This is a genomic window from Streptomyces rubradiris, assembly GCF_016860525.1.
Classification (GTDB): Bacteria; Actinomycetota; Actinomycetes; order Streptomycetales; family Streptomycetaceae; genus Streptomyces; species Streptomyces rubradiris.
The window spans coordinates 1,647,398-1,667,064 of the sequence record NZ_BNEA01000001.1; the positions used below are offsets into that span (position 1 = coordinate 1,647,398).

Annotated in this window: 15 protein-coding genes and 1 pseudogene; 7 read left to right on the forward strand and 9 right to left on the reverse strand. The window is 73.2% G+C overall.

Going from position 1 to position 19,667, the window contains the following annotated elements:
* The first annotated feature begins 48 nt into the window (after positions 1 to 48).
* A complete protein-coding gene (locus tag Srubr_RS07640; protein ID WP_189996656.1) occupies positions 49 to 837 on the forward strand; it encodes a helix-turn-helix domain-containing protein in 789 nt (262 codons plus the stop codon).
* A gap of 15 nt (positions 838 to 852) precedes the next feature.
* On the opposite strand, the gene pyk is transcribed toward Srubr_RS07640, so the two are convergent.
* Positions 853 to 2,289 (reverse strand): pyruvate kinase, encoded by a 1,437-nt coding sequence (pyk, locus tag Srubr_RS07645; protein ID WP_189996655.1) that lies wholly within the window; start codon positions 2,287 to 2,289, stop codon positions 853 to 855.
* A 261-nt stretch (positions 2,290 to 2,550) separates the two neighbouring features.
* On the opposite strand from pyk, the gene Srubr_RS07650 reads away from it, so the two are divergent.
* Positions 2,551 to 4,368, forward strand: a complete 1,818-nt coding sequence (locus Srubr_RS07650; protein ID WP_189996654.1) for a bifunctional metallophosphatase/5'-nucleotidase — start codon at positions 2,551 to 2,553, stop codon at positions 4,366 to 4,368.
* 242 nt (positions 4,369 to 4,610) lie between these two features.
* Here the strand turns inward: Srubr_RS07650 and Srubr_RS07655 are convergent, their stop codons facing one another.
* The 6 genes and pseudogenes from Srubr_RS07655 to Srubr_RS07680 form a co-directional block, all read right to left on the reverse strand.
* Positions 4,611 to 6,023, reverse strand: a complete 1,413-nt coding sequence (locus Srubr_RS07655) for a lysine N(6)-hydroxylase/L-ornithine N(5)-oxygenase family protein (RefSeq protein ID WP_189996653.1) — start codon at positions 6,021 to 6,023, stop codon at positions 4,611 to 4,613.
* Complete coding sequence (locus Srubr_RS07660; protein ID WP_189996733.1) at positions 6,020 to 7,378, reverse strand: pyridoxal phosphate-dependent decarboxylase family protein; 1,359 nt, start codon at positions 7,376 to 7,378, stop codon at positions 6,020 to 6,022. Before Srubr_RS07660 ends, Srubr_RS07655 begins: the two co-directional genes overlap by 4 nt.
* A gap of 172 nt (positions 7,379 to 7,550) precedes the next feature.
* Positions 7,551 to 8,378, reverse strand: a complete 828-nt coding sequence (locus tag Srubr_RS07665) for an NAD(P)H-binding protein (RefSeq protein WP_189996652.1) — start codon at positions 8,376 to 8,378, stop codon at positions 7,551 to 7,553.
* A 92-nt stretch (positions 8,379 to 8,470) separates the two neighbouring features.
* On the reverse strand, positions 8,471 to 10,981 hold the full coding sequence (gene pepN, locus Srubr_RS07670; RefSeq protein ID WP_189996651.1) for an aminopeptidase N: 2,511 nt from the start codon (positions 10,979 to 10,981) through the stop codon (positions 8,471 to 8,473).
* 117 nt (positions 10,982 to 11,098) lie between these two features.
* Positions 11,099 to 11,461 carry a chorismate mutase gene (locus Srubr_RS07675; RefSeq protein ID WP_189996732.1) on the reverse strand — a complete coding sequence of 121 codons (363 nt, stop codon included), beginning with the start codon at positions 11,459 to 11,461 and terminating at the stop codon, positions 11,099 to 11,101.
* A 51-nt stretch (positions 11,462 to 11,512) separates the two neighbouring features.
* Positions 11,513 to 12,385: pseudogene (locus tag Srubr_RS07680) on the reverse strand (helix-turn-helix domain-containing protein); the annotation flags it as partial.
* A gap of 127 nt (positions 12,386 to 12,512) precedes the next feature.
* Here Srubr_RS07680 and Srubr_RS07685 point away from each other — a divergent pair.
* The gene (locus Srubr_RS07685) at positions 12,513 to 14,267 is read left to right on the forward strand and encodes a glycoside hydrolase family 35 protein (RefSeq protein WP_189996650.1); all 1,755 of its coding nucleotides are present in this window, start codon (positions 12,513 to 12,515) and stop codon (positions 14,265 to 14,267) included.
* A 144-nt stretch (positions 14,268 to 14,411) separates the two neighbouring features.
* A complete protein-coding gene (locus Srubr_RS07690; RefSeq protein ID WP_189996649.1) occupies positions 14,412 to 15,293 on the forward strand; it encodes a hypothetical protein in 882 nt (293 codons plus the stop codon).
* Between the two features lie 37 nt (positions 15,294 to 15,330).
* Here the strand turns inward: Srubr_RS07690 and Srubr_RS07695 are convergent, their stop codons facing one another.
* Positions 15,331 to 16,236: an SDR family oxidoreductase gene (locus tag Srubr_RS07695; protein WP_189996648.1), complete on the reverse strand. Its 906-nt coding sequence runs from the start codon at positions 16,234 to 16,236 to the stop codon at positions 15,331 to 15,333.
* Between the two features lies 1 nt (position 16,237).
* Positions 16,238 to 16,993 (reverse strand): SDR family oxidoreductase, encoded by a 756-nt coding sequence (locus Srubr_RS07700; protein WP_189996731.1) that lies wholly within the window; start codon positions 16,991 to 16,993, stop codon positions 16,238 to 16,240.
* 242 nt (positions 16,994 to 17,235) lie between these two features.
* On the opposite strand from Srubr_RS07700, the gene Srubr_RS07705 reads away from it, so the two are divergent.
* Genes Srubr_RS07705 through Srubr_RS07715 form a run of 3 tightly spaced genes read left to right on the forward strand, consistent with a single transcriptional unit; the run spans position 17,236 to position 19,610 of the window.
* Positions 17,236 to 17,988 carry an enoyl-CoA hydratase family protein gene (locus tag Srubr_RS07705; protein WP_189996647.1) on the forward strand — a complete coding sequence of 251 codons (753 nt, stop codon included), beginning with the start codon at positions 17,236 to 17,238 and terminating at the stop codon, positions 17,986 to 17,988.
* The gene (locus Srubr_RS07710; RefSeq protein ID WP_189996646.1) at positions 17,989 to 18,840 is read left to right on the forward strand and encodes a CoA transferase subunit A; all 852 of its coding nucleotides are present in this window, start codon (positions 17,989 to 17,991) and stop codon (positions 18,838 to 18,840) included.
* Positions 18,837 to 19,610, forward strand: a complete 774-nt coding sequence (locus Srubr_RS07715; protein WP_189996645.1) for a CoA-transferase subunit beta — start codon at positions 18,837 to 18,839, stop codon at positions 19,608 to 19,610. Before Srubr_RS07710 ends, Srubr_RS07715 begins: the two co-directional genes overlap by 4 nt.
* The last annotated feature ends 57 nt before the right edge of the window (positions 19,611 to 19,667 follow it).

The window sequence follows — 19,667 nt, forward strand, 5'->3', positions numbered from 1 at the left end:
TCCACTTTTTGTCGCGTGTCGCCACGATCGCTCACGCAGTGTGTCCGCATGAACTTCCATGGCACTGATGTGCGACAGAAGGCTCTGACGCTCCTTCGAGGCGGCGCGAGGAACGCGGACGTAGCTCGAAAGCTGGGCGTACCCAACGGGACGATCAGCTACTGGAAGCATCTCGACCGGGCCCGGCGCGGGGAATGCCCAGGGCGACACGACCCGCCCTGCCCGCGGTGCGACGGACGCCCCCTCGACAGCGCGGCCTACAGCTACCTCCTGGGCCTCTATCTCGGTGACGGCCACATCAGCCGTTACGCGGGGCATCGAACACCCAACCTCATGATCACCTGCTCGGACACGTGGCCTGGCCTCATGGACGCGTGTGAGCGGGCCATGCGCGTCGTGTTCCCCGGAAACTCGGTCTGCCGCGTCCGGAAAAAGGGCTGCCACAACGTGAAGGTCTACTCGAGGCACCTGCCCTGTGTTTTCCCCCAGCACGGCCCGGGCAAGAAGCACGAGCGCCCGATCGTCCTGGCCCTCTGGCAGCAAGCCATCGTCGACGCCCACCCCTGGGATTTCATCCGAGGCCTCATCCACTCCGATGGATGCCGCATCACCAACTGGACGACCCGTGTGGTCGCCGGTGAGCGCAAGCGGTACGAGTATCCGCGCTACTTCTTCACCAACACCTCGGCCGACATCATCCGTCTCTTCACCGACACTCTCGACAAGCTCGGTATCGAGTGGAAGACGCTCAACCAGAGCCGTGCGGCCGTGACCATCTCCGTCGCCAAGAAGGCCTCCGTATCCCTCATGGACGCCCACGTGGGCCCCAAGTACTGAAGGGGCCCGGGAAGGTCACTTCGGTCTGTCGTCCTCGCCGATGTGGTGGACGCGGACCATGTTGGTGGAGCCGGAGACGCCGGGCGGGGAGCCCGCGGTGATCACCACCATGTCGCCCTTCCGGCAGCGGCCGTACTGCAGGAGCAGCTCGTCGACCTGGTCGACCATGGCGTCCGTGGAGTCCACGTGCGGGCCGAGGAAGGTCTCGGTGCCCCAGGTGAGGCTGAGCTGGGAGCGGGTGGCCGGCTCGGGGGTGAAGGCGAGCAGCGGGATCGGTGAGCGGTAGCGGGAGAGCCGGCGGGCGGTGTCCCCGGACTGGGTGAACGCGACCAGGAACTTCGCGCCGAGGAAGTCGCCCATGTCGGCGGCGGCCCGGGCGACCGCGCCGCCCTGGGTGCGCGGCTTGTTCCGCTCGGTCAGCGGCGGCAGCCCCTTGGCCAGCATGTCCTCCTCGGCCGCCGCGACGATCTTCGCCATGGTGCGCACGGTCTCGATCGGGTACTTGCCGACGCTGGTCTCGCCGGAGAGCATCACCGCGTCCGTGCCGTCCAGGACCGCGTTGGCGACGTCGGAGGCCTCGGCGCGCGTGGGCCGGGAGTTCTCGATCATGGAGTCCAGCATCTGGGTGGCGACGATCACCGGCTTGGCGTTGCGCCGGGCGAGCGTGATGGCGCGCTTCTGGACGATCGGCACCTGCTCCAGCGGCATCTCCACACCCAGGTCGCCGCGCGCGACCATGAGTCCGTCGAAGGCGGCCACGATGCCGTCGAGGTTCCGTACCGCCTGGGGCTTCTCGATCTTGGCGATGACCGGGAGGCGGCGGCCTTCCTCGGCCATGATCCGGTGCACGTCCACGGCGTCGTCGCCGCTGCGGACGAAGGAGAGGGCGACCAGGTCGAAGCCGGTGCGCAGCGCCCAGCGCAGGTCGTCCTCGTCCTTCTTGGACAGGGCGGGGACGGAGACGGCCACGCCGGGGAGGTTCAGTCCCTTGTGGTCGGAGACGACACCGCCTTCGATCACCCGGGTGTGCACGCGGGGGCCGTCGACCTCGGTGACCTCCAGGCAGACCTTGCCGTCGTCGACGAGGACGCGCTCGCCGGGGGTGACGTCGGCGGCGAGGCCGGCGTAGGTGGTGCCGCACCGGTGGCGGTCGCCCTCGACGCCGTCCTCCACGGTGATGGTGAAGGTGTCGCCGCGTTCAAGGAGTACCGGTCCCTCGGCGAAGCGGCCGAGCCGGATCTTCGGGCCTTGAAGGTCGGCGAGGATGCCGACGCTGCGGCCGGTCTCGTCGGCCGCTTTGCGCACTCGCCGGTAGCGCTCCTCGTGCTCGGCGTGCGTGCCGTGGCTGAGGTTGAACCGGGCGATGTCCATTCCGGCCTCGACCAGTGCCTTGATCCGGTCGTACGAGTCGGTGGCGGGCCCCAGTGTGCAGACGATTTTTGCTCGGCGCATGGGTCGAGCCTATGGCTTACCGGCGGGTAGAGAATTGGCGCCGCATGACTACTCAACGGCCTTTTGGCGAAGGGTTTTTGACAAGTGTTGAAGTGTGCGGACGGCTGCTCCGATGAGCGGATGGCGTGCGGCCGGGGAGGGTGGTGAGCGGGGCCTCACGGGGAACGGGTCACCAGATCGCAACCTTGCGGACCTGTTGCCGTAGGTCATGCCCAGGTCAGAATCTACGCGCGTTGTCCACATCGTCGAGGAGACCGAGAGATGCCGTTGAACCGCCGGAAGTTCCTGAAGAAGTCCGCCGTCACCGGAGCGGGTGTGGCGATCGCCGGCGCGGCGGCGGCCCCGGCGGCCGAGGCGGCGCAGGACCACCACCGGCCCGGACGCCCCGGGCACCCCGTGAAGCGGTACTCGCTGACCGTCATGGGCACCACCGACCTGCACGGCCACGTCTTCAACTGGGACTACTTCAAGGACGCGGAGTACTCCGACAAGGCGGGCAACGCGATGGGGCTCGCCCGGATCGCCACCCTGGTGAACCAGGTGCGCGCGGAGAAGGGCCGCCGCAACACCCTGCTGCTGGACGCCGGTGACACCATCCAGGGCACCCCGCTGACCTACTACTACGCCAAGGTCGACCCGATCACCGCCAAGGGCGGGCCGGTGCATCCGATGGCGCGGGCGATGAACGCGATCGGGTACGACGCCGCGGCCCTCGGCAACCACGAGTTCAACTACGGCATCGAGACGCTGCGGAAGTTCGAGGACCAGCTGGACTTCCCGCTGCTCGGCGCGAACGCGGTGGACGCCAAGTCGCTGCGGCCGGCCTTCCCGCCGTACTTCATGAAGACCTTCCACGTGCCCGGCGCCAAGCCGGTCAAGGTCGCCGTCCTCGGTCTGACCAACCCGGGCATCGCGATCTGGGACAAGGCCTACGTCCAGGGGAAGCTGGCGTTCCCGGGGCTGGAGGAGCAGGCCGCGAAGTGGGTGCCGAAGCTGAGGTCGATGGGCGCGGACGTGGTCGTGGTGTCGGCCCACTCGGGCACCTCGGGCACCTCGTCCTACGGCGACCAGGTGCCGTACGTGGAGAACGCGGCGGCGAACGTGGCCCGGCGGGTCCCGGGTATCGACGCGATCCTGGTCGGTCACGCGCACGTGGAGATCCCGGAGCTGAAGGTCGTCAACGAGGAGACCGGCAGGACCGTCGTGCTGTCGGAGCCGCTGTGCTACGCCGAGCGGCTCACCCTCTTCGACATCGAGCTGGAGTTCCGCAAGGGCCGCTGGGAGGTCGAGTCGGTCTCCGCGTCCCTGCGCGACTCCCGGACCGTCGCCGATGACCCGGAGATCACCAGGCTGCTCGCCGACCAGCACCAAAAGGTCGTCGCGTACGTCAACCAGGTCGTCGGCCGCGCGACCGAGCCCCTGACCACGGCCGAGGCCCGCTACAAGGACGCCCCGATCATCGACCTGATCACCAAGGTCCAGGAGGACGTGGTGAAGGCGGCGCTCGCGGGCACCGAGTACGCCGCGCTGCCGGTGCTCGCCCAGGCCTCGCCGTTCTCCCGGACCTCGGAGATCCCGGCCGGCGATGTGACGATCCGGGACCTGTCCAGCCTGTACGTCTACGACAACACGCTGGTCGCCAAGTTGCTCACGGGCGTCCAGCTGCGCGCCTACCTGGAGTACTCGGCGGAGTACTACGTCCAGACGGCCCCCGGTGCCGCGGTCGACGTGGAGAAGCTGACCAACGCCGGCGGGCGTCCGGACTACAACTACGACTACGTGTCGGGGCTGTCGTACGACATCGACATCGCCCAGCCGGCCGGGTCGCGGATCAGGAACCTGACCTTCGGCGGGGCTCCGCTGGACGACGGCGGGCAGTTCGTGCTCGCGGTGAACAACTACCGTGCCAACGGCGGCGGTGCCTTCCCGCACATCGCCTCCGCCAAGGAGCTGTGGTCGGAGTCGACGGAGATCCGCACCCGGATCGCGGAGTGGGTGACCGCGAAGGGGGTGCTGGACCCGAAGGACTTCGCCTCGGTGGACTGGAGGCTGGTGCGGGGCGGCACGCCGGTGTTCTAGGAATCCCGCGTTCTCCAGGTCGTTCACAGGTCCAGCAGGGACAGGTCGACGGAGTCGGCGATCGCCTTGGCACCGGCGTCGTCGACGTGCACGCCGTCGCCAGGACTCGTCGGGGCGGATGACGGGGGAACGGTGGGCGGTGATCCAGGTCATGGTCGTGATCGGCGTCAACGCCCCACCGTGGGGGGCTTGTTCCGGCCCGCCGGTCCGGGTTCGGCGGGTGTGTTCGGGGGCCGGGGCGGTCAGGGTCCGTCGATCAGCGGGGTGAGCCGCTTGGGCTGCCGGGCCGGTGGCACCCGGTCCGCCGGGTCGTCGAGGCCGAAGGAGGTGAAGGCGGTCCGGGTGGGCAGCGGGTAGGTCTCCTTTCCGGTGAGGGAGTTGAGGATGGTGGCGCTGCGCCAGGCGGCGAGGCCGAGATCGGGGGCCCCGACGCCGTGGGTGTGCAGCTCGGCGTTCTGGACGTAGACCGAGCCGGTGACCGAGGGGTCGAGGACGAGGCGGAACTCCTCGTCCACGCGGGGGCGTTCGCTGCTGTCGCGGCGGATGTAGGGGTCGAGTCCGGCGAGGAGCCGGCCGAGGGGGCGTTCGCGGTAGCCGGTGGCGAGGACGACGGCGTCGGTGGTGAGCCGGGAGCGGGTGCCCTGCTGGAGGTGTTCCAGGTGCAGTTCGACGGTGCTGGTGGCGATCCGGCCGGCGGTGCGGACGCGGACGCCGGGGGTGAGGACGGCGTCGGGCCAGCCGCCGCCGAGGGTGCGCCGGTACAGCTCGTCGTGGATGGCGGCGAGGGTGCCGGCGTCGATGCCCTTGTACAGCTGCCACTGGGCGGCGACCAGCCGGTCGCGGACGGGTTCGGCGAGCGCGTGGAAGTAGCGGGTGTAGTCGGGGGTGAAGTGTTCCAGGCCCAGTTTGGAGTACTCCATGGGGGCGAACGCCTCGGTGCGGCCGATCCAGTGCAGCCGTTCCCGGCCGGCCGGGCGGTGCCGCAGCAGGTCGAGGAAGACCTCGGCGCCTGACTGTCCGGAGCCGACGACGGTGACGTGTCCGGCGGCGAGGACGGTGTCGCGGTGGGCGAGGTAGTCGGCGGCGTGCAGGACGGGCACGCCGGGGGCGTCGACCAGGGGCTGGAGGGGGTCGGGTACGTAGGGGGCGGTGCCGATGCCGAGGACGATGTTGCGGGTGTACGTGCGGCCCAGGGCCTCTGCCTCGCCTTCGGTGTCGAGCTGGGTGAAGTCGACCTCGAAGACGTCCCGTTCGGGGTTCCAGCGGACGGTGTCGACCTGGTGGCGGAAGCGCAGACCGGGCAGTTGCTGGGCGACCCAGCGGCAGTAGGCGTCGTACTCGGCGCGCTGGATGTGGAAGCGCTCGGCGAAGTAGAAGGGGAAGAGGCGTTCGCGGTTCCTGAGGTAGCTGAGGAAGCTCCAGGGGCTGGTGGGGTCGGCGAGGGTGACGAGGTCGGCGAGGAACGGCACCTGGATGGTGGCGCCCTCGATGAGCAGCCCGGGGTGCCAGTCGAAGCCGGGGCGCTGTTCGTAGAAGACGGCGTCGAGTTCGGCGAGCGGGTGGGCGAGGGCGGCGAGGGAGAGGTTGCAGGGGCCGATGCCGATGCCGACCAGATCGCGTGGGGAGGTCGGCTCGTGGCGTGGGGGGTGGGTCATCGGGGGGTGTTTCCTTCGACGAGTTCGAGCAGGCGGGCCAGGTCGTCCGGCCGGCTTCGGGGGTTGAGGACGGTGGCCTTGAGCCAGAGCCGGCCGTCGAGCCGGGCCCGGCCGAGCACGGCCCGGCCTTCGTGCAGGAGTCTGCGGCGGACGGCGGCCACGGCGTCGTCGGCGGCTGCGGCGGGGCGGAACAGGACGGTGCTGATGACGGGCCGGTCGTAGAGCTCGAAGCCGGGGTGTTCGGCGATCAGGGCGGCGAACTCGCGGGCGCGGGCGCAGACCTGGTCGACCAGGGCGCCGAGGCCGTCGCGGCCCAGTGTTCTGAGGGTGACGGCGATCTTCAGGATGTCGGGGCGGCGGGTGGTGCGCGGGGAGCGGCCGAGCAGGTCGGGGAGGCCGGCCTCGGTGTCGTCGGCGGCGTTCAGGTAGTCCGCGCGCTGGTGGAGGGTGGCCAGTTCGTCCGGGCGGGCCACGGCGAGCAGGCCGGCGGCGGCCGGCTGCCAGCCGAGTTTGTGCAGGTCCAGGGTGACGGTGTGGGCGGCGTCGAGCCCGGCGAGCCGGTCGCGGTGCCGGTCGCTGAAGAGCAGGCCGCCGCCGTAGGCCGCGTCGATGTGCAGCCGGGCGCCGTGGGCGGCGCACAGGGCGGCGATCTCGGGCAGCGGATCGATGAGGCCGGCGTCGGTGGTGCCGGCGGTGGCGGCGACCAGCACGGGGCCGGCAAGCGCGGTGAGGGCTTCGGCGAGGGCGGCCGGGTCGAGGGTGCCGCGGGGGGCCGGGAGGACGACCGGGGCGGGCAGGCCGAGCAGCCAGGCGGCGCGCGGCAGCGAGTGGTGGGCGCCGGCGCAGCAGACGAGGCGCAGGCCGCTGCCGTGCGCCTCGCGGGCGAGCAGCAGGGCGAGTTGGTTGGACTCGGTGCCGCCGGTGGTGACGAGGGCGTCGGTGAGGCCGGCCGTGCGGGCGAGGGTGCGGGTGACGGCGGCTTCCAGGGCGGAGGCGGCCGGGGCCTGGTCCCAGGAGTCCAGGGAGGGGTTGAGGGCGCTCGCGGCGAGGTCGGCGGCGGTGGCCACGGCGAGCGGGGGGCAGTGCAGATGGGCGGCGCACAGCGGGTCGGCGGGGTCGGCGGCGCCCGCGGCGAGGGCCCGCACGATGTCGTGCAGGGCGCCGGGGTCGCCGGTGTCCGGCAGGGGGTCGCCGAGGGCGGCGGCGACGCGCGCGGTGACGGCGTCGGGGCCGCCGGCGGGCAGCGGGCCGCCGCGCTCGGCGGCGCCGGCGGCGAGGGCGTCGAGCACGGTGGCGAGGAGGGGCCGCAGGGCCTCGGGGCCGCCAGGACCCGAGGCGAGCGGCGGCGTGCTCAGGGCCGCTTCTGCGGTCATGGGCTCTCCTCCGGGGCAGGGGAACGCCGGGCGGGCCTGCCGGGCCCGTGTGGGTGGAGTGCCAGCTTGTACCGGAAGAGAGCCCTGTGTCCCCGATGCCCGGCGAACGGAACCCGAAAGTGTGTACTGCTCTTGCCCCGAAGTGGCCGGTCGGCTAGGGCCGGAAGTCCGCGGCGTGGTCGCGGGCCCACTGGTCGAAGGCGCGGGCCGGGGTGCCGGTGATGTCCCCCACGGTGCCGGTGATCTCGGGGGGCACGCCGACGGCCTGTGCGACGGTCTCCAGCAGCCGGCCGAGCATCTGCGGCGGTACGTGCGGGAACAGCTCCGGGCCGGCGTCGGCCGGGTCGATCTCCTCGAACGTCAGCTTCCTGCCGAGCGCGTCGCCGATGGTGGCGACCTGTTCGGCGTTGCTGGTGGCCGCGGGCCCGGTCAGCCGGTGCACGGCGCCCTCGTGGCCGTCGTCGAGCAGGACGCGCTCGGCGACGGCGGCGATGTCGTCCTCGTGGATGGGCGCGGAGAGCGCGTCGGCGTGGACGCCGCGGACGGTGTCGCCGCCCGCGCGGATCTGCGGGGCGTACTGGAGCGCGTTGGTGGCGAAGGCGTTGGGCCGCAGGAAGGTCCAGGCGAGCCCGCTGTCGCGGATGTGCCGCTCGACGGTGGCGTGCGCGACGTGGATGGGGTGGGTCTCGTCGGCGCCTTCCCGGACGATGCCGCTGGAGAGCAGGAGGGCGTGGCGTACGCCGTGTTCACGGGCGGCCGCGAGCAGCGGGGCGGTGGCGGCCTGGGCGTACAGGAAGATCTTCGTGGCGCCGGTGAACAGGGCGGCGGGGTCGTCCGGGCGGAACGCCACCACCTCGGCCCGCTCGGGCAGGCCGGCCCGTGCGGGGTCGCGGGTCAGTGCCCGCACGGGCTGTCCCGCGGCGAGGAGCCGGTCGACAAGGGCACGGCCGACGTTGCCGGTCGCGCCGGTCACTACGATCACGGTGCTGCCTCCAGGGCTCGGACGATCACTGTCCGCCCGAGCCTAGGGAGCGCGGCCCGCGGGCCGCATCGTCGGCAGGGACCAGCCGAGTCCTACGCCGTCGGTCGTACGCCCTCCTGTGCCGGCCGGTGTGCTTCGCGGACGCGCAGGGCGCGGGCGAGGTCGTCCAGGCGGTCGGCGAGGGCGCGGCGCAGCGCCGGGGTGAGGTCGTCGGCGCGCAGGCACTCCTCGCCGAGCCGGAGGTTCTCGGTGTCGACGGCGTGGGCGGGGAAGCACCAGCGGCCGGCGGCGGTGGCGATGGCGGGGCCGCGGCGGGCGGCGACGGCGGCCACGTCGGCGTAGAAGCGCGGTACGTACGGGCGGACCAGTTCGGCCTGTTCGGGCTGCCAGAAGCCTTGGGCGGTGGCGGTGAAGAGGTAGTTGGACAGGTCGTCGCCCGCGAACATCGCCGCCCAGGCGGCGCGCTTGGCCTCCGGGTCGGGCAGCGCGGCGCGGCAGCGGGCGGCGCCCTCCTGGCCGGCGGCGCTCGGGTCGCTCGCCAGTTCTGCGGCGATGGCGGCCTCGTCGGTGGCGCCGAGCACGGCGAGCCGGGCGAGGATGCGCCAGCGCAGTTCGGGGTCGAGTTCGGGGCCGCCGGGCACGGTGCCGTCGGTGAGCCAGGCGGTGATGGTCTCGGGGTGGGCGGCCACGTCGATCAGGTGCCGTACGGCGATCAGCCGCAGGCCGGGGTGGTCGCCGTCCTCGGTGCGGCGCAGCAGGTCGCGGCAGAGGGAGGTGAGGGTGGCCAGGGCGGCCGGCCGGTGGGCCGGGGCGAGGTACTGCTGGGTGAGCTGGCCGGCGGCGAAGGCGAGGACGCCCTGGGCGACGGCCAGGTCGGTCTCGCGGGGCAGGTGGGCGCGGGCCAGCTCCAGGTAGGCGGCGGGCGCCAGGTCGCCGTCGCGTACGGCGTCCCTGAGGGCGTTCCAGACGACCGCGCGGGTGAGCGGGTCGGGCAGTCCGGACAGCCCGGTGCGGAGGGTCTCGGCGGAGGCGGCGTCGAAGCGGATCTTGGCGTAGGTGATGTCGCCGTCGTTGAGGACGATCAGCGCGGGGCGCTTGCCGATGGGCTGCGGGTCGGTCTGCGGCAGGTCGAGGTCGATGCGTTCGCGCAGTACCAGTCGGCCCTCGTCGGCGAGGTCGTGGTCGTACAGTCCGGCGCCGAGGCGGTGCGGGCGGCTGCCCGCGCGGTCGACGGTCAGCGCGCAGGTGCCGCCGGCGGCGGTGACCGTGGGCACGAGGGTGTCGACGCCGGTGGTGCGCAGCCAGCTGTCGGCCCAGGCGGAGACGTCGCGGTCGGTGGCCGAGGCGAGGGAGTCGATGAAGTCGGCGAGGGTGGCGTTGCCGAACCTGTGCCGGGCGAAGTGGGTGTTGATGCCGGCGAGGAAGTCCTTCTCGCCGATCCAGGCGGCGAGCTGGCGCAGCGCGGAGGCGCCCTTGGCGTAGGAGATGCCGTCGAAGTTGAGCAGGGCGGAGGCCGTGTCGTCGACGTGGTCGGGGGCGACCGGGTGAGTGGTGGGGCGCTGGTCGGCGTCGTAGCCCCAGGCCTTGCGGGTGACGCCGAACTCGGTCCAGGGGCCGGTGAAGCGGGTGGCCTCGGCGGTGGTCTGGTAGCCCATGTACTCGGCGAAGGACTCGTTCAGCCAGATGTCGTCCCACCACTTGAGGGTGACGAGGTCGCCGAACCACATGTGGGCCATCTCGTGCGCGATGACCATGGCGCGGGACTGCCGTTCGGTGTCGGTGACGGCGGAGCGGTAGACGAACTCGTCGCGGAAGGTGACCAGGCCCGGGTTCTCCATGGCGCCGGCGTTGAACTCGGGGACGAACGCCTGGTCGTAGGAGTCGAAGGGGTAGGGCTCCTCGAACTTCTCGTGGTAGCGGTCGAAGCACGCGCGCGTGACGTCGAGGATCTCGTCGGCGTCGAGGTGGGGGGCGAGGGAGCGGCGGCAGTGGACGCCGAAGGGCAGCCCGCGGTGTTCGGTGCGCACCGAGTGCCAGGGGCCTGCGGCGACGGCGACCAGGTAGGTGGAGATCGGCGGGGTGGGCGCGGCCTGCCAGACGCCGTCCCCCTGGCGGGTGGTGACGCTGTTGGCGAGGACGGTCCAGCCCTCGGGCGCCTTGACGCCGACCTCGAAGACGGCCTTCAGGTCGGGCTGGTCGAAGGCGGCGAAGACGCGCTGGACGTCGTCCATGAACAGCTGGGTGTAGACGTACGTCTCGCCGTCGCTGGGGTCGGTGAAGCGGTGCATGCCCTCGCCGGTGCGGGAGTAGCGCATGGCGGCGTGGACGCGCAGCTCGTGCTCGCCGGCGGTGAGGTTCTTCAGCGGCAGCCGGTTCCCGTTGAGGAGGCCGGTGTCGAGCGGCTGTCCGTCGAGCGTGACGCCGCGCAGCTCGGCAGGCTTCAACTCGACGAACGTGTCCCCGTCGAACCGGGTGGTGAACCGGATCGCGGTGCGGGAGTCGAAGGCCTCGTCGCCGGTGGTGAGGTCGAGTTCGACCGTGTACCGGTGGACGTCGAGGATCTCTGCTCGGAGCTGCGCTTCATCGCGCGTGAGTACGGACATGAAGGCCATGCTGCCTGATGCCGCCGGCAGCGCACAGGGTCGGACCGGTACACCGGCCCCGGCCCCCGTGCGCACCCGGTGCTGCCGCTTCCCCGCGGCGTCCTGGGCGGTGCCCGGTCAGTGCCCCGCCGGCGCGTCGTGCGCCGGTTGCCCGTTGTGGGTGCTCTCGGCGATCCGCTCGTGGTGCCGGATCACCTCGGCGATGATGAAGTTCAGGAACTTCTCCGCGAAGGCCGGGTCGAGCTTGGCGTTCTCGGCGAGCACGCGCAGCCGGGCGATCTGCCGGGCCTCGCGGGACGGGTCGGCGGGCGGCAGCTGGTGCTGCGCCTTGAGCCGGCCGACCTGCTGGGTGGCCTTGAAACGCTCGGCGAGCATGTGGACGACGGCCGCGTCGATGTTGTCGATGCTGTCGCGCAGCCGCTCCAGTTCCTGGCGGACCTCGGGGTCGATGGCACCGGGGCCGGTGTTGCTGGTCGTCATGAGGGCCAACCCTATGCGCTGCGCGGGCCGCGTCGACGGGGTGTCCGAGGACTGGATCAGCGGCGGGTCGCCGGGGTCGGGGACGCGGTCGCTCCAGCCGCCGGGCACGGTGCGGCCCTGCTGGGCGCGGAAGCGTACGGGGGCGAGGCCGACGCGCCGGGTGAACAGCCGGGAGAAGTAGGCGGGGTCGTCGTAGCCGACGCGGCGGGCGACGGCGGCGACGGGCAGCTCGGTGGTGGCGAGGAGTTCCTTGGCCCGGCCGAGGCGGATGCCGAGCAGGTAGTCCTTGGGGCTGCAGCCGGCCGCGCGGCGGACCGCACCGCGCAGCTCGGCGGTGGTCATGCCGTGCCGGGCGGCGTGGTCGGCGACGCTCATCGGGGTGCAGGCGTCCCGGGCCAGGGCGGTGAGCACCTGGTCGCCGCCCTGGGCGAGGTCGGCGCGGGCGCGGCGCAGGGCGACAAGGAGTTCGTGCACGGCCGCCGCGGTCTCGGCCTGGAGCAGGGGGTTGCCGGGGCGGGCGGCGCGGGCGATGCGGGCGATGACGGTGCGCGGGCCGGAGGCGTCGGCGAGCGGGGTCACGGGCCGGTCGGGGTCGATGTAGCCGAGTTCGCGGTAGGCGGCCGTGGCGGGCCCGGCGAAGTCCACGAAGCCCTCGTCCCAGCCGGTGTCCGCATCGGGCGCGTAGTGGTGGGGCACGCCGGGGGTGAGCCACAGCAGCGCGGGCGCGGTGACGGTCGTGCGGCGGCCGTCGGCGCCCCGGTACCAGCCGCCGCCGGAGCTGATCACCACGGCCACGTGGTGGTCGAGGGTGCGCGGGCCGACGGTGGGCAGCGCGCCGTGCTGGAGGCCGACGCCGAGGCAGACCAGGCCGAGGCGGTGGTGGGCGGGGCCGGGGCTGAAGAACCGCATCCAGGTCCGGTACATCGGCGCTCCTCACGGCGGGATGTGCGGCGCGGTTTTGTCCAAGCAGCGCCGATCTTCGTCCATGGCGCCGGGTGCCGGAAGGGGGCGAGGCTGGGGCGGAGGCAGGAGGCCGCGGCGGGGAGGGCGCTTGAGCGAGTTCACGGTGGGGGAATCGGGGTTCTGCGTGGACGGGCGCCCGGTGCGGCTGCTGTCCGGGGCACTGCACTACTTCCGGGTGCACGAGGCGCAGTGGGGGCACCGGCTGGCCATGCTGCGGGCGATGGGCCTGAACTGCGTGGAGACCTACGTCCCGTGGAATCTGCACGAGCCGCGCCCGGGAACGTTCCGGGACGTGGGGGCGGTCGGCCGGTTCCTGGACGCGGTCGCCGCGGCGGGGATGTGGGCGATCGTGCGGCCGGGTCCGTACATCTGTGCCGAGTGGGAGAACGGCGGGCTTCCGGCGTGGCTGACGGGCGAGGTGGGCACGCGCGCGCGTACGCGTGACGCGCGCTGTCTGGCCCGCGTCCGCCTCTGGTTCACCCGGCTGCTGCAGGAGATCGTGCCCCGCCAGAGCGACCGGGGCGGTCCGGTGGTCCTGGTCCAGGTGGAGAACGAGTACGGCAGCTACGGCAGCGACACCGGCTACCTGGAGGAGCTGGCCGGTCTGCTGCGCGCCGAGGGGGTCACCGCGGCGCTGTGCACCTCGGACGGTCCGGAGGACCACATGCTGACCGGGGGTTCGCTGCCGGGGGTGCTCGCCACGGTGAATTTCGGCTCCCACGCGCGCGTGGCGTTCGACACGCTGCGCCGGCACCGCCCGGAGGGGCCGCTGATGTGCATGGAGTTCTGGTGCGGCTGGTTCGACCACTGGGCCGGCGAGCACGCCGTACGGGATCCGGCCGAGGCCGCCGGGGCGCTGCGGGAGATCCTGGAGTGCGGGGCGTCGGTGAACCTCTACCTGGCGCACGGCGGGACGAGTTTCGGGGGCTGGGCGGGCGCCAACCGGGGCGGGGCGCTGCACGAGGGCCCGCTGGAGCCGGACGTGACGTCCTACGACTACGACGCGCCGGTGGACGAGTACGGCCGCCCCACGGAGAAGTTCCGGCGCTTCCGCGAGGTGCTGGCCGGGTACGCGCCGGGTCCGCTGCCCGGGTTGCCGGCGCCGCCCGCCGTGCTGGGCGCCCCGGCCGAGGCCGCGCTCACCGGCTGGGCGTCCCTGGCGGGGGTGCTCGGGGCACTGGGCGGGCCGGAGACGGTCACGCCGGTGCCGCCGACGTTCGAGGAGCTGGGGATCACCCGGGGCCTGGTCCGTTACACGGTCGAGGTGCCCGGCCCGCGCCGGCCCTACCCGCTGTCCGTGCGCGGCCTGCGCGACCTCGCCGTGGTGTACGTCGACGGGGAGCGGGCCGGGGTGCTCACGGAGGCGGAGCCGCGGCTGGCGGTGCCGGTCGCGGGGCACGCGCGCGTGGAGCTGTGGGTGGAGTCCCTGGGGCGGGTGAACTACGGGCCCCGGCTGGGGGAGCCGAAGGGGATCACCGGCGGCGTCCTGCACGAGCGGCAGTATCTGCACGGGGTACGCGCGCGTGGGCTCGATCTGGACGCGTTCGCCGGTGGTGTGGCCGCGGTGCCCTTCGGTGCGCCGCCCGGCAGGCACGCGCCGGGGCTGTACCGGGGCTCGGTCACGGTCCGCGGGGCCGGGGACGCCCGGCTGGAGCTGCCCGGCCGGACCCGCGGGTTCGTCTGGATCAACGGCTTCAACCTGGGCCGTTACTGGTCGGCGGGCCCCCAGCGGTCGCTGTACGTGCCCGGGCCGGTGCTGCGGGAGGGCGAGAACGAGGTGTGGGTGCTGGACCTGGACGAGGGCCGGCCGGACGCGCCGGCTCCGCGCTTGCTGCCGGTGTGAGGGCCGTTCGCGGGTGCGGTCTGTCCGGCCGGCACCCGGATCCCTTCGTGAGGGCCGTTCACCGGGACCCTCCCGGGTACGGTTTCGCCGAGGCCCTCCCGCCTACAGTGGAGGGGAGTTCCGGCGGCTTCAGGGGGTGCCGACGTGGCCAACGGCGGACCGGTCGAGCACGGCTACCCGCACCTGGAGACGGTGCGGGCCGCCATCACCGCGCTGTACCGGCGGCTGTCCCGGGACACCATCGAGACGTTCTCGGCCAGCGTGGCCCCCGCCGACGTGGCCTTCTGCGACACGGACGACCTGCATCTGGGCGCGCAGCGGGTGGCCCGGGAGATCGTGCGGCACTTCCGGCTGCCGGACGCGCGGCTGATCGTCGGCTTCCGGGAGATGACCCACGCGGCGAACGTCGAACTGGCGGCGGGCCCCGAGTACTTCGTCGAGCTGAACGACCGGTTCCGCACCCATCGCGCCGACATCGGCGCGGCCCTCGCCCACGAGGTGGCGCACGTCTATCTGCACCGCCTGGACCTCGCCTTCCCCACCACGGCGGAGAACGAGATCCTGACGGACACGGCGACGGCCTACCTGGGCGCGGGCTGGCTGCTGCTGGACGCCTACCGGGAGGACGCGGTCTCCTCCCAGAAGCTGGGCTACCTCACCCCGGAGGAGTTCGGTTACGTCCTGGCCAAGCGGGCACTGCTGTTCGGCGAGGACCCGTCCTCGTGGTTCACCAGCCCGCAGGCCTACACCGCCTACGTCAGGGGCAGGGACCGGGCCCGCCGGGACGAACGGCAGCCGCCGCTCGCCGCCGCCGGCTGGGCGGGCCGCCGCCGGTACGCCCACGACCGCCGGCACGCCTTCGCCGGCCCGCCGGCCACGCCGTACGCCTTCGCCGCCGACCCCGCCGGCCGGCTCCGGGTCTCCTTCCCCTGCCCCACCTGCCACCAGCGGATCAGGGTGCCGGTACAGGGGCGGGTACGGGCGCGGTGCGGGTTGTGCCGGACGGTGCTGGAGTGCGATACGTAGCCCTCTTGGGAGGTCCGGGTGCTACGAGCGGGGTCGTCTACGTCCCGTACACCCGTCCCGGCGGCTCCGCCCGAGCCAGCAGTCTCCGGGCCGCCTCCCCCGCCCCGGCCGGTGTCCAGCGGGCGCCCTTGTCGGTGGTGGGACCGGGGCGCCAGCCCTCCATGACGGTGATCCGGCCGCCCTCCGCCTCGAACACCCGGCCGGTCACCCCGGCGCTCCCGGCCGAGCCGAGCCAGACCACGAGCGGGGAGACGTTTTCGGGTGCCATGGCGTCGAAGCCGGTGGCCGGCGCCGCCATGGCCGTGGCGAAGGCACGTTCCGTCATACGGGTCCGGGCGGCCGGGGCCACGGCGTTGACCTGGACGCCGTAGCGGGCCAGTTCGGCCGCCGCGACGAGCGTGAGGCCGATGATCCCGGCCTTGGCGGCGCTGTAGTTGCCCTGCCCGACCGAGCCCAGCAGACCGGCCCCGCTGCTGGTGTGGACGACCCGGGCGACCGGGGTGCGCCCGGCCCTGGCCGTGGCCCGCCAGTGGCCGGCGGCGTGCTTGAGCGGCAGGAAGTGACCCTTCAAGTGGACACGGATCACGGCGTCCCAGTCGTCCTCGGTGAGGTTGACCAGCATGCGGTCGCGCAGGAACCCGGCGTTGCTGACGAGGGTGTCGAGCCGGCCGTAGGTCTCGACGGCGGTGCGGACCAGGCCGGCCGCGCCCGCGTCGGTGGCGATGTCGGCGCCGTGCGCCACCGCGTCACCGCCCGCCGCCCGGATCTCGGCCACGACGGCGTCCGCCGGGTTCTGCGGGTCCGGCGCGCCGTCCAGCGCCACGCCGAGGTCGTTGACGACGACCCGGGCGCCCTCGGCGGCGAAGGCCAGGGCATGGGCCCGGCCGAGCCCCCGGCCGGCCCCGGTGACGGCGACGACCCGGCCCGCGCAGATACCGCTCATCTCAGCTGTCCTTCCGGGGAGTCGGTACGGGTACGTGGGGCGCGGCGGCGTCCAGGAACGCGGGCCGTTCCCCGCCGCCGTGCACGTGCAGGCCGGCCCCGCTGATGTACGCGGCGGCGTCGGAGGCGAGGAACACGGCGGCGGCGCCGACGTCGGCGGGGAGCGCGAGCCGGCCCAGCGGGACGGTGCGAGAGACGGCGGCCGTCCCGTCGGGGCCGCCGTAGTGGAGGTGGGCGAGCTCGGTGTGGACCATGCCGACCACGAGCGTGTTGACCCGGACCTCCGGCGCCCACTCCACGGCCATGGACGCGGCCAGGCTGGCGAGCCCCGCCTTGGCCGCGCCGTAGGCGGCCGAGCCGGGCGAGGGACGGGTCCCGCTGACGCTGCCGATCATCAGAACCGAGCCCCTGCTGCGCCGGAGGTGGTCGTAGGCGGCGAGGGACGCGGTCAGCGGGGTGATCAGGTTCAGCTCGACGACCTTGGCGTGCCGTTCGGCGCCGGCGTCGGCGAGACGCCGGTGGGGCGTGCCGCCGGCGTTGTTGACCAGGACGTCGAGGCGGGGCAGTCCGGCGAAGAAGGCGCGGACGGCGGGCGGGTCGCGCAGGTCCAGCGGGACGAAGCCGACGCCGGGCACGGGCCGGTCGGGGGGCCGGCGGGCGCAGGCCAGGACGTGGGCGCCCGCCTCGGCGAAGGCCCGCGCGATTCCGGCGCCCACGCCCCGGGTGCCGCCGGTGACCACGACCGTCCTGCCGCGCAGTGAGCTGTCCGCGGGCCGGTCGCCCGCAGGAGGGTTGCCCGCAGGCCGGTCGCCCGCAGGAGGGTTGCCCGCAGGAGGGTTGCCCGCGGGCCGCTGGTCCGCGGGGCTCGCCGGGCGCTCGTCCGCAGGCCGGTTGTCCACAGGGGGGTTATCCACAGGGCCTCCCGCTGGTCCGCGTCGGCTGCTAGCTTCGAAGCCATCGCACCTAACAAATGTTTGGTGGAAAGGTAGCTGATGCGTCCATGGGTGTCTCCTGTTCGTCCCCGGAAAAGGGGATTTCCGTAGTCACCGTCGACTTCCCGCCGGTCAACGCCCTGCCGGTGCGCGCCTGGTTCGCCCTGGCCGAGGCCGTGCGCGAGGCCGGCCGGGACCCGGGGACCCGATGTGTGGTGCTGGCCGCCGAGGGCCGCGGGTTCAACGCGGGCGTGGACATCAAGGAGATACAGGCGGCCGGGCAGGACGCTCTGATCGGAGCCAACCAGGGCTGCGCGGAGGCGTTCGCGGCGGTCTACGAGTGCGGGACACCGGTCGTCGCGGCCGTGCAGGGCTTCTGCCTGGGCGGCGGGATCGGCCTGGTGGGCAACGCGGACGCGGTGGTGGCGAGCGAGGACGCCTTCTTCGGGCTGCCCGAGCTGGACCGGGGCGCGCTGGGCGCGGCGACCCACCTGGCCCGGCTGGTCCCGCAGCACCTGATGCGCACGCTGTATTTCACCGGGCGCACGGTGAGCGCCGCCGAGCTGCACGGGCACGGCTCGGTGTGGCGGGTGGTCCCGCGCGCCAAGCTGCCGGGTGCGGCGCTGGGGCTGGCCCGGGAGATCGCCGCGAAGGACGGCCGGCTGCTGCGCATGGCCAAGGCCGCGATCAACGGCATCGACCCGGTCGATGTGCGCCGCAGCTACCGCTTCGAGCAGGGCTTCACCTTCGAGGCCGGCCTCAGCGGACTGGCCGGCCGGGTCCGCGACACGTTCGGGAAGCAGGGGAAGGAGGGGGCGTAGATGGGCGACAAGACGATGACCGCCGAGGAGGTGGTGTCCCGGCTGGCGAGCGGCATGACCCTCGGCATCGGCGGCTGGGGCTCCCGGCGCAAGCCGATGGCGCTGGTCCGGGCGCTGCTGCGGTCCGGCATCGGCGATCTCACGGTCGTCTCCTGCGGCGGCCCGGACATCGGCATGCTGGCCGCCGCCGGCCGGATCCGCAAGCTGGTCACGGCCTTCGTCACCCTGGACTCCATCGCGCTGGAACCGCACTACCGTGCGGCGCGCGAGCACGGGGGCCTGGAGCTGACGGAGATAGACGAGGGGATGTTCCTGTCCGGGCTGCGGGCGGCGGCGCAGCGGCTGCCGTTCCTGCCGGTGCGCGCGGGCATCGGCTCGGACGTCATGCGGGTCAACCCGGAGCTGAGAACGGTGACGTCGCCGTACGCGGACGCGGAGACGCTGGTGGCGATGCCGGCGCTGCGGCTGGACGCGGCCCTGGTGCACGTCAACCGCGCCGACCGGCTGGGCAACGGGCAGTACCTGGGCCCGGACCCGTACTTCGACGACCTGTTCTGCGAGGCGGCGGACGCGGCCTACGTCTCCTGCGAACGGATCGTGGACACCGCGGAGCTGACGAAGGCGGCCGGACCGTGGTCGCTGCTGCTCAAACGGCTCGCGGTGACCGGTGTGGTGGAGGCACCGGACGGCGCGCACTTCACGTCCTGCGCCCCGGAGTACGGCAGGGACGAGGAGTTCCAGCGGTGGTACGCGGCCACGCCCTGGCCGGACTTCGCCGGCCGCTTCCTCGGCGCCGACGAGGCGGCGTACCGGGCGGCGGTCGGGAAGTGGCGGACGGAGCAGGGACGATGAGGGCCACCCGCGCCGAGTACTGCGTGATCGCCTGCGCCGAGGCCTGGCGCGGCGCCGGTGAGGTGCTGGCCTCCCCGATGGGTCTGATCCCGTCGCTGGGCGCGCGGCTGGCCCGGCTCACCTTCGCGCCGGACCTGCTGCTGACCGACGGCGAGGCACTGCTGGTCCGGCCGGACGGCACCCCGGAGGGCTGGCTGCCCTACCGGCAGCACCTGGAGCTGGTGGCGGGCGGCCGGCGGCACGTGATGATGGGCGCGAGCCAGCTCGACCGGTACGGCAACCAGAACATCTCCTGCGTCGGCGACTGGGCCCGCCCGCGCAGACAGCTGCTCGGGGTGCGCGGCGCTCCGCTCAACACACTGAACAATCCCACGAGTTACTGGGTGCCGAGGCATTCCCGGCGGGTGTTCGTGGAGCGCGTGGACATGGTGTGCGGGGTCGGGTACGACCGGGCGGCCGGTCTGGGCGGCGCGGCCCGGTACCACCGCGTCGCCCGGGTGGTCACCGACCTCGCCGTCCTGGACTTCGCCACCCCCGACCACTCCATGCGGCTGGTCTCGGTGCATCCGGGGGTGACCGTCCGGCAGGTCGGGGAGGCGACGGGCTTTCCCCTGAGCGTCCCGGCCGACGTCCCGCCCACCCGCGATCCCGAGGCCGCGGAACTACGCCTGATCCGCGAGGTCTTGGACCCGGCGGGTGCCCGGACCCGCGAGGTGCCGGAGAGCACGGCGGCTGACGGAGACCGACACCGGCCCGAGGGACGGCACTGATGGAGACCGGCACCGGGTCGAGGGGGCCGGGCCGGATGGGGACCGGCACCGGGTCGA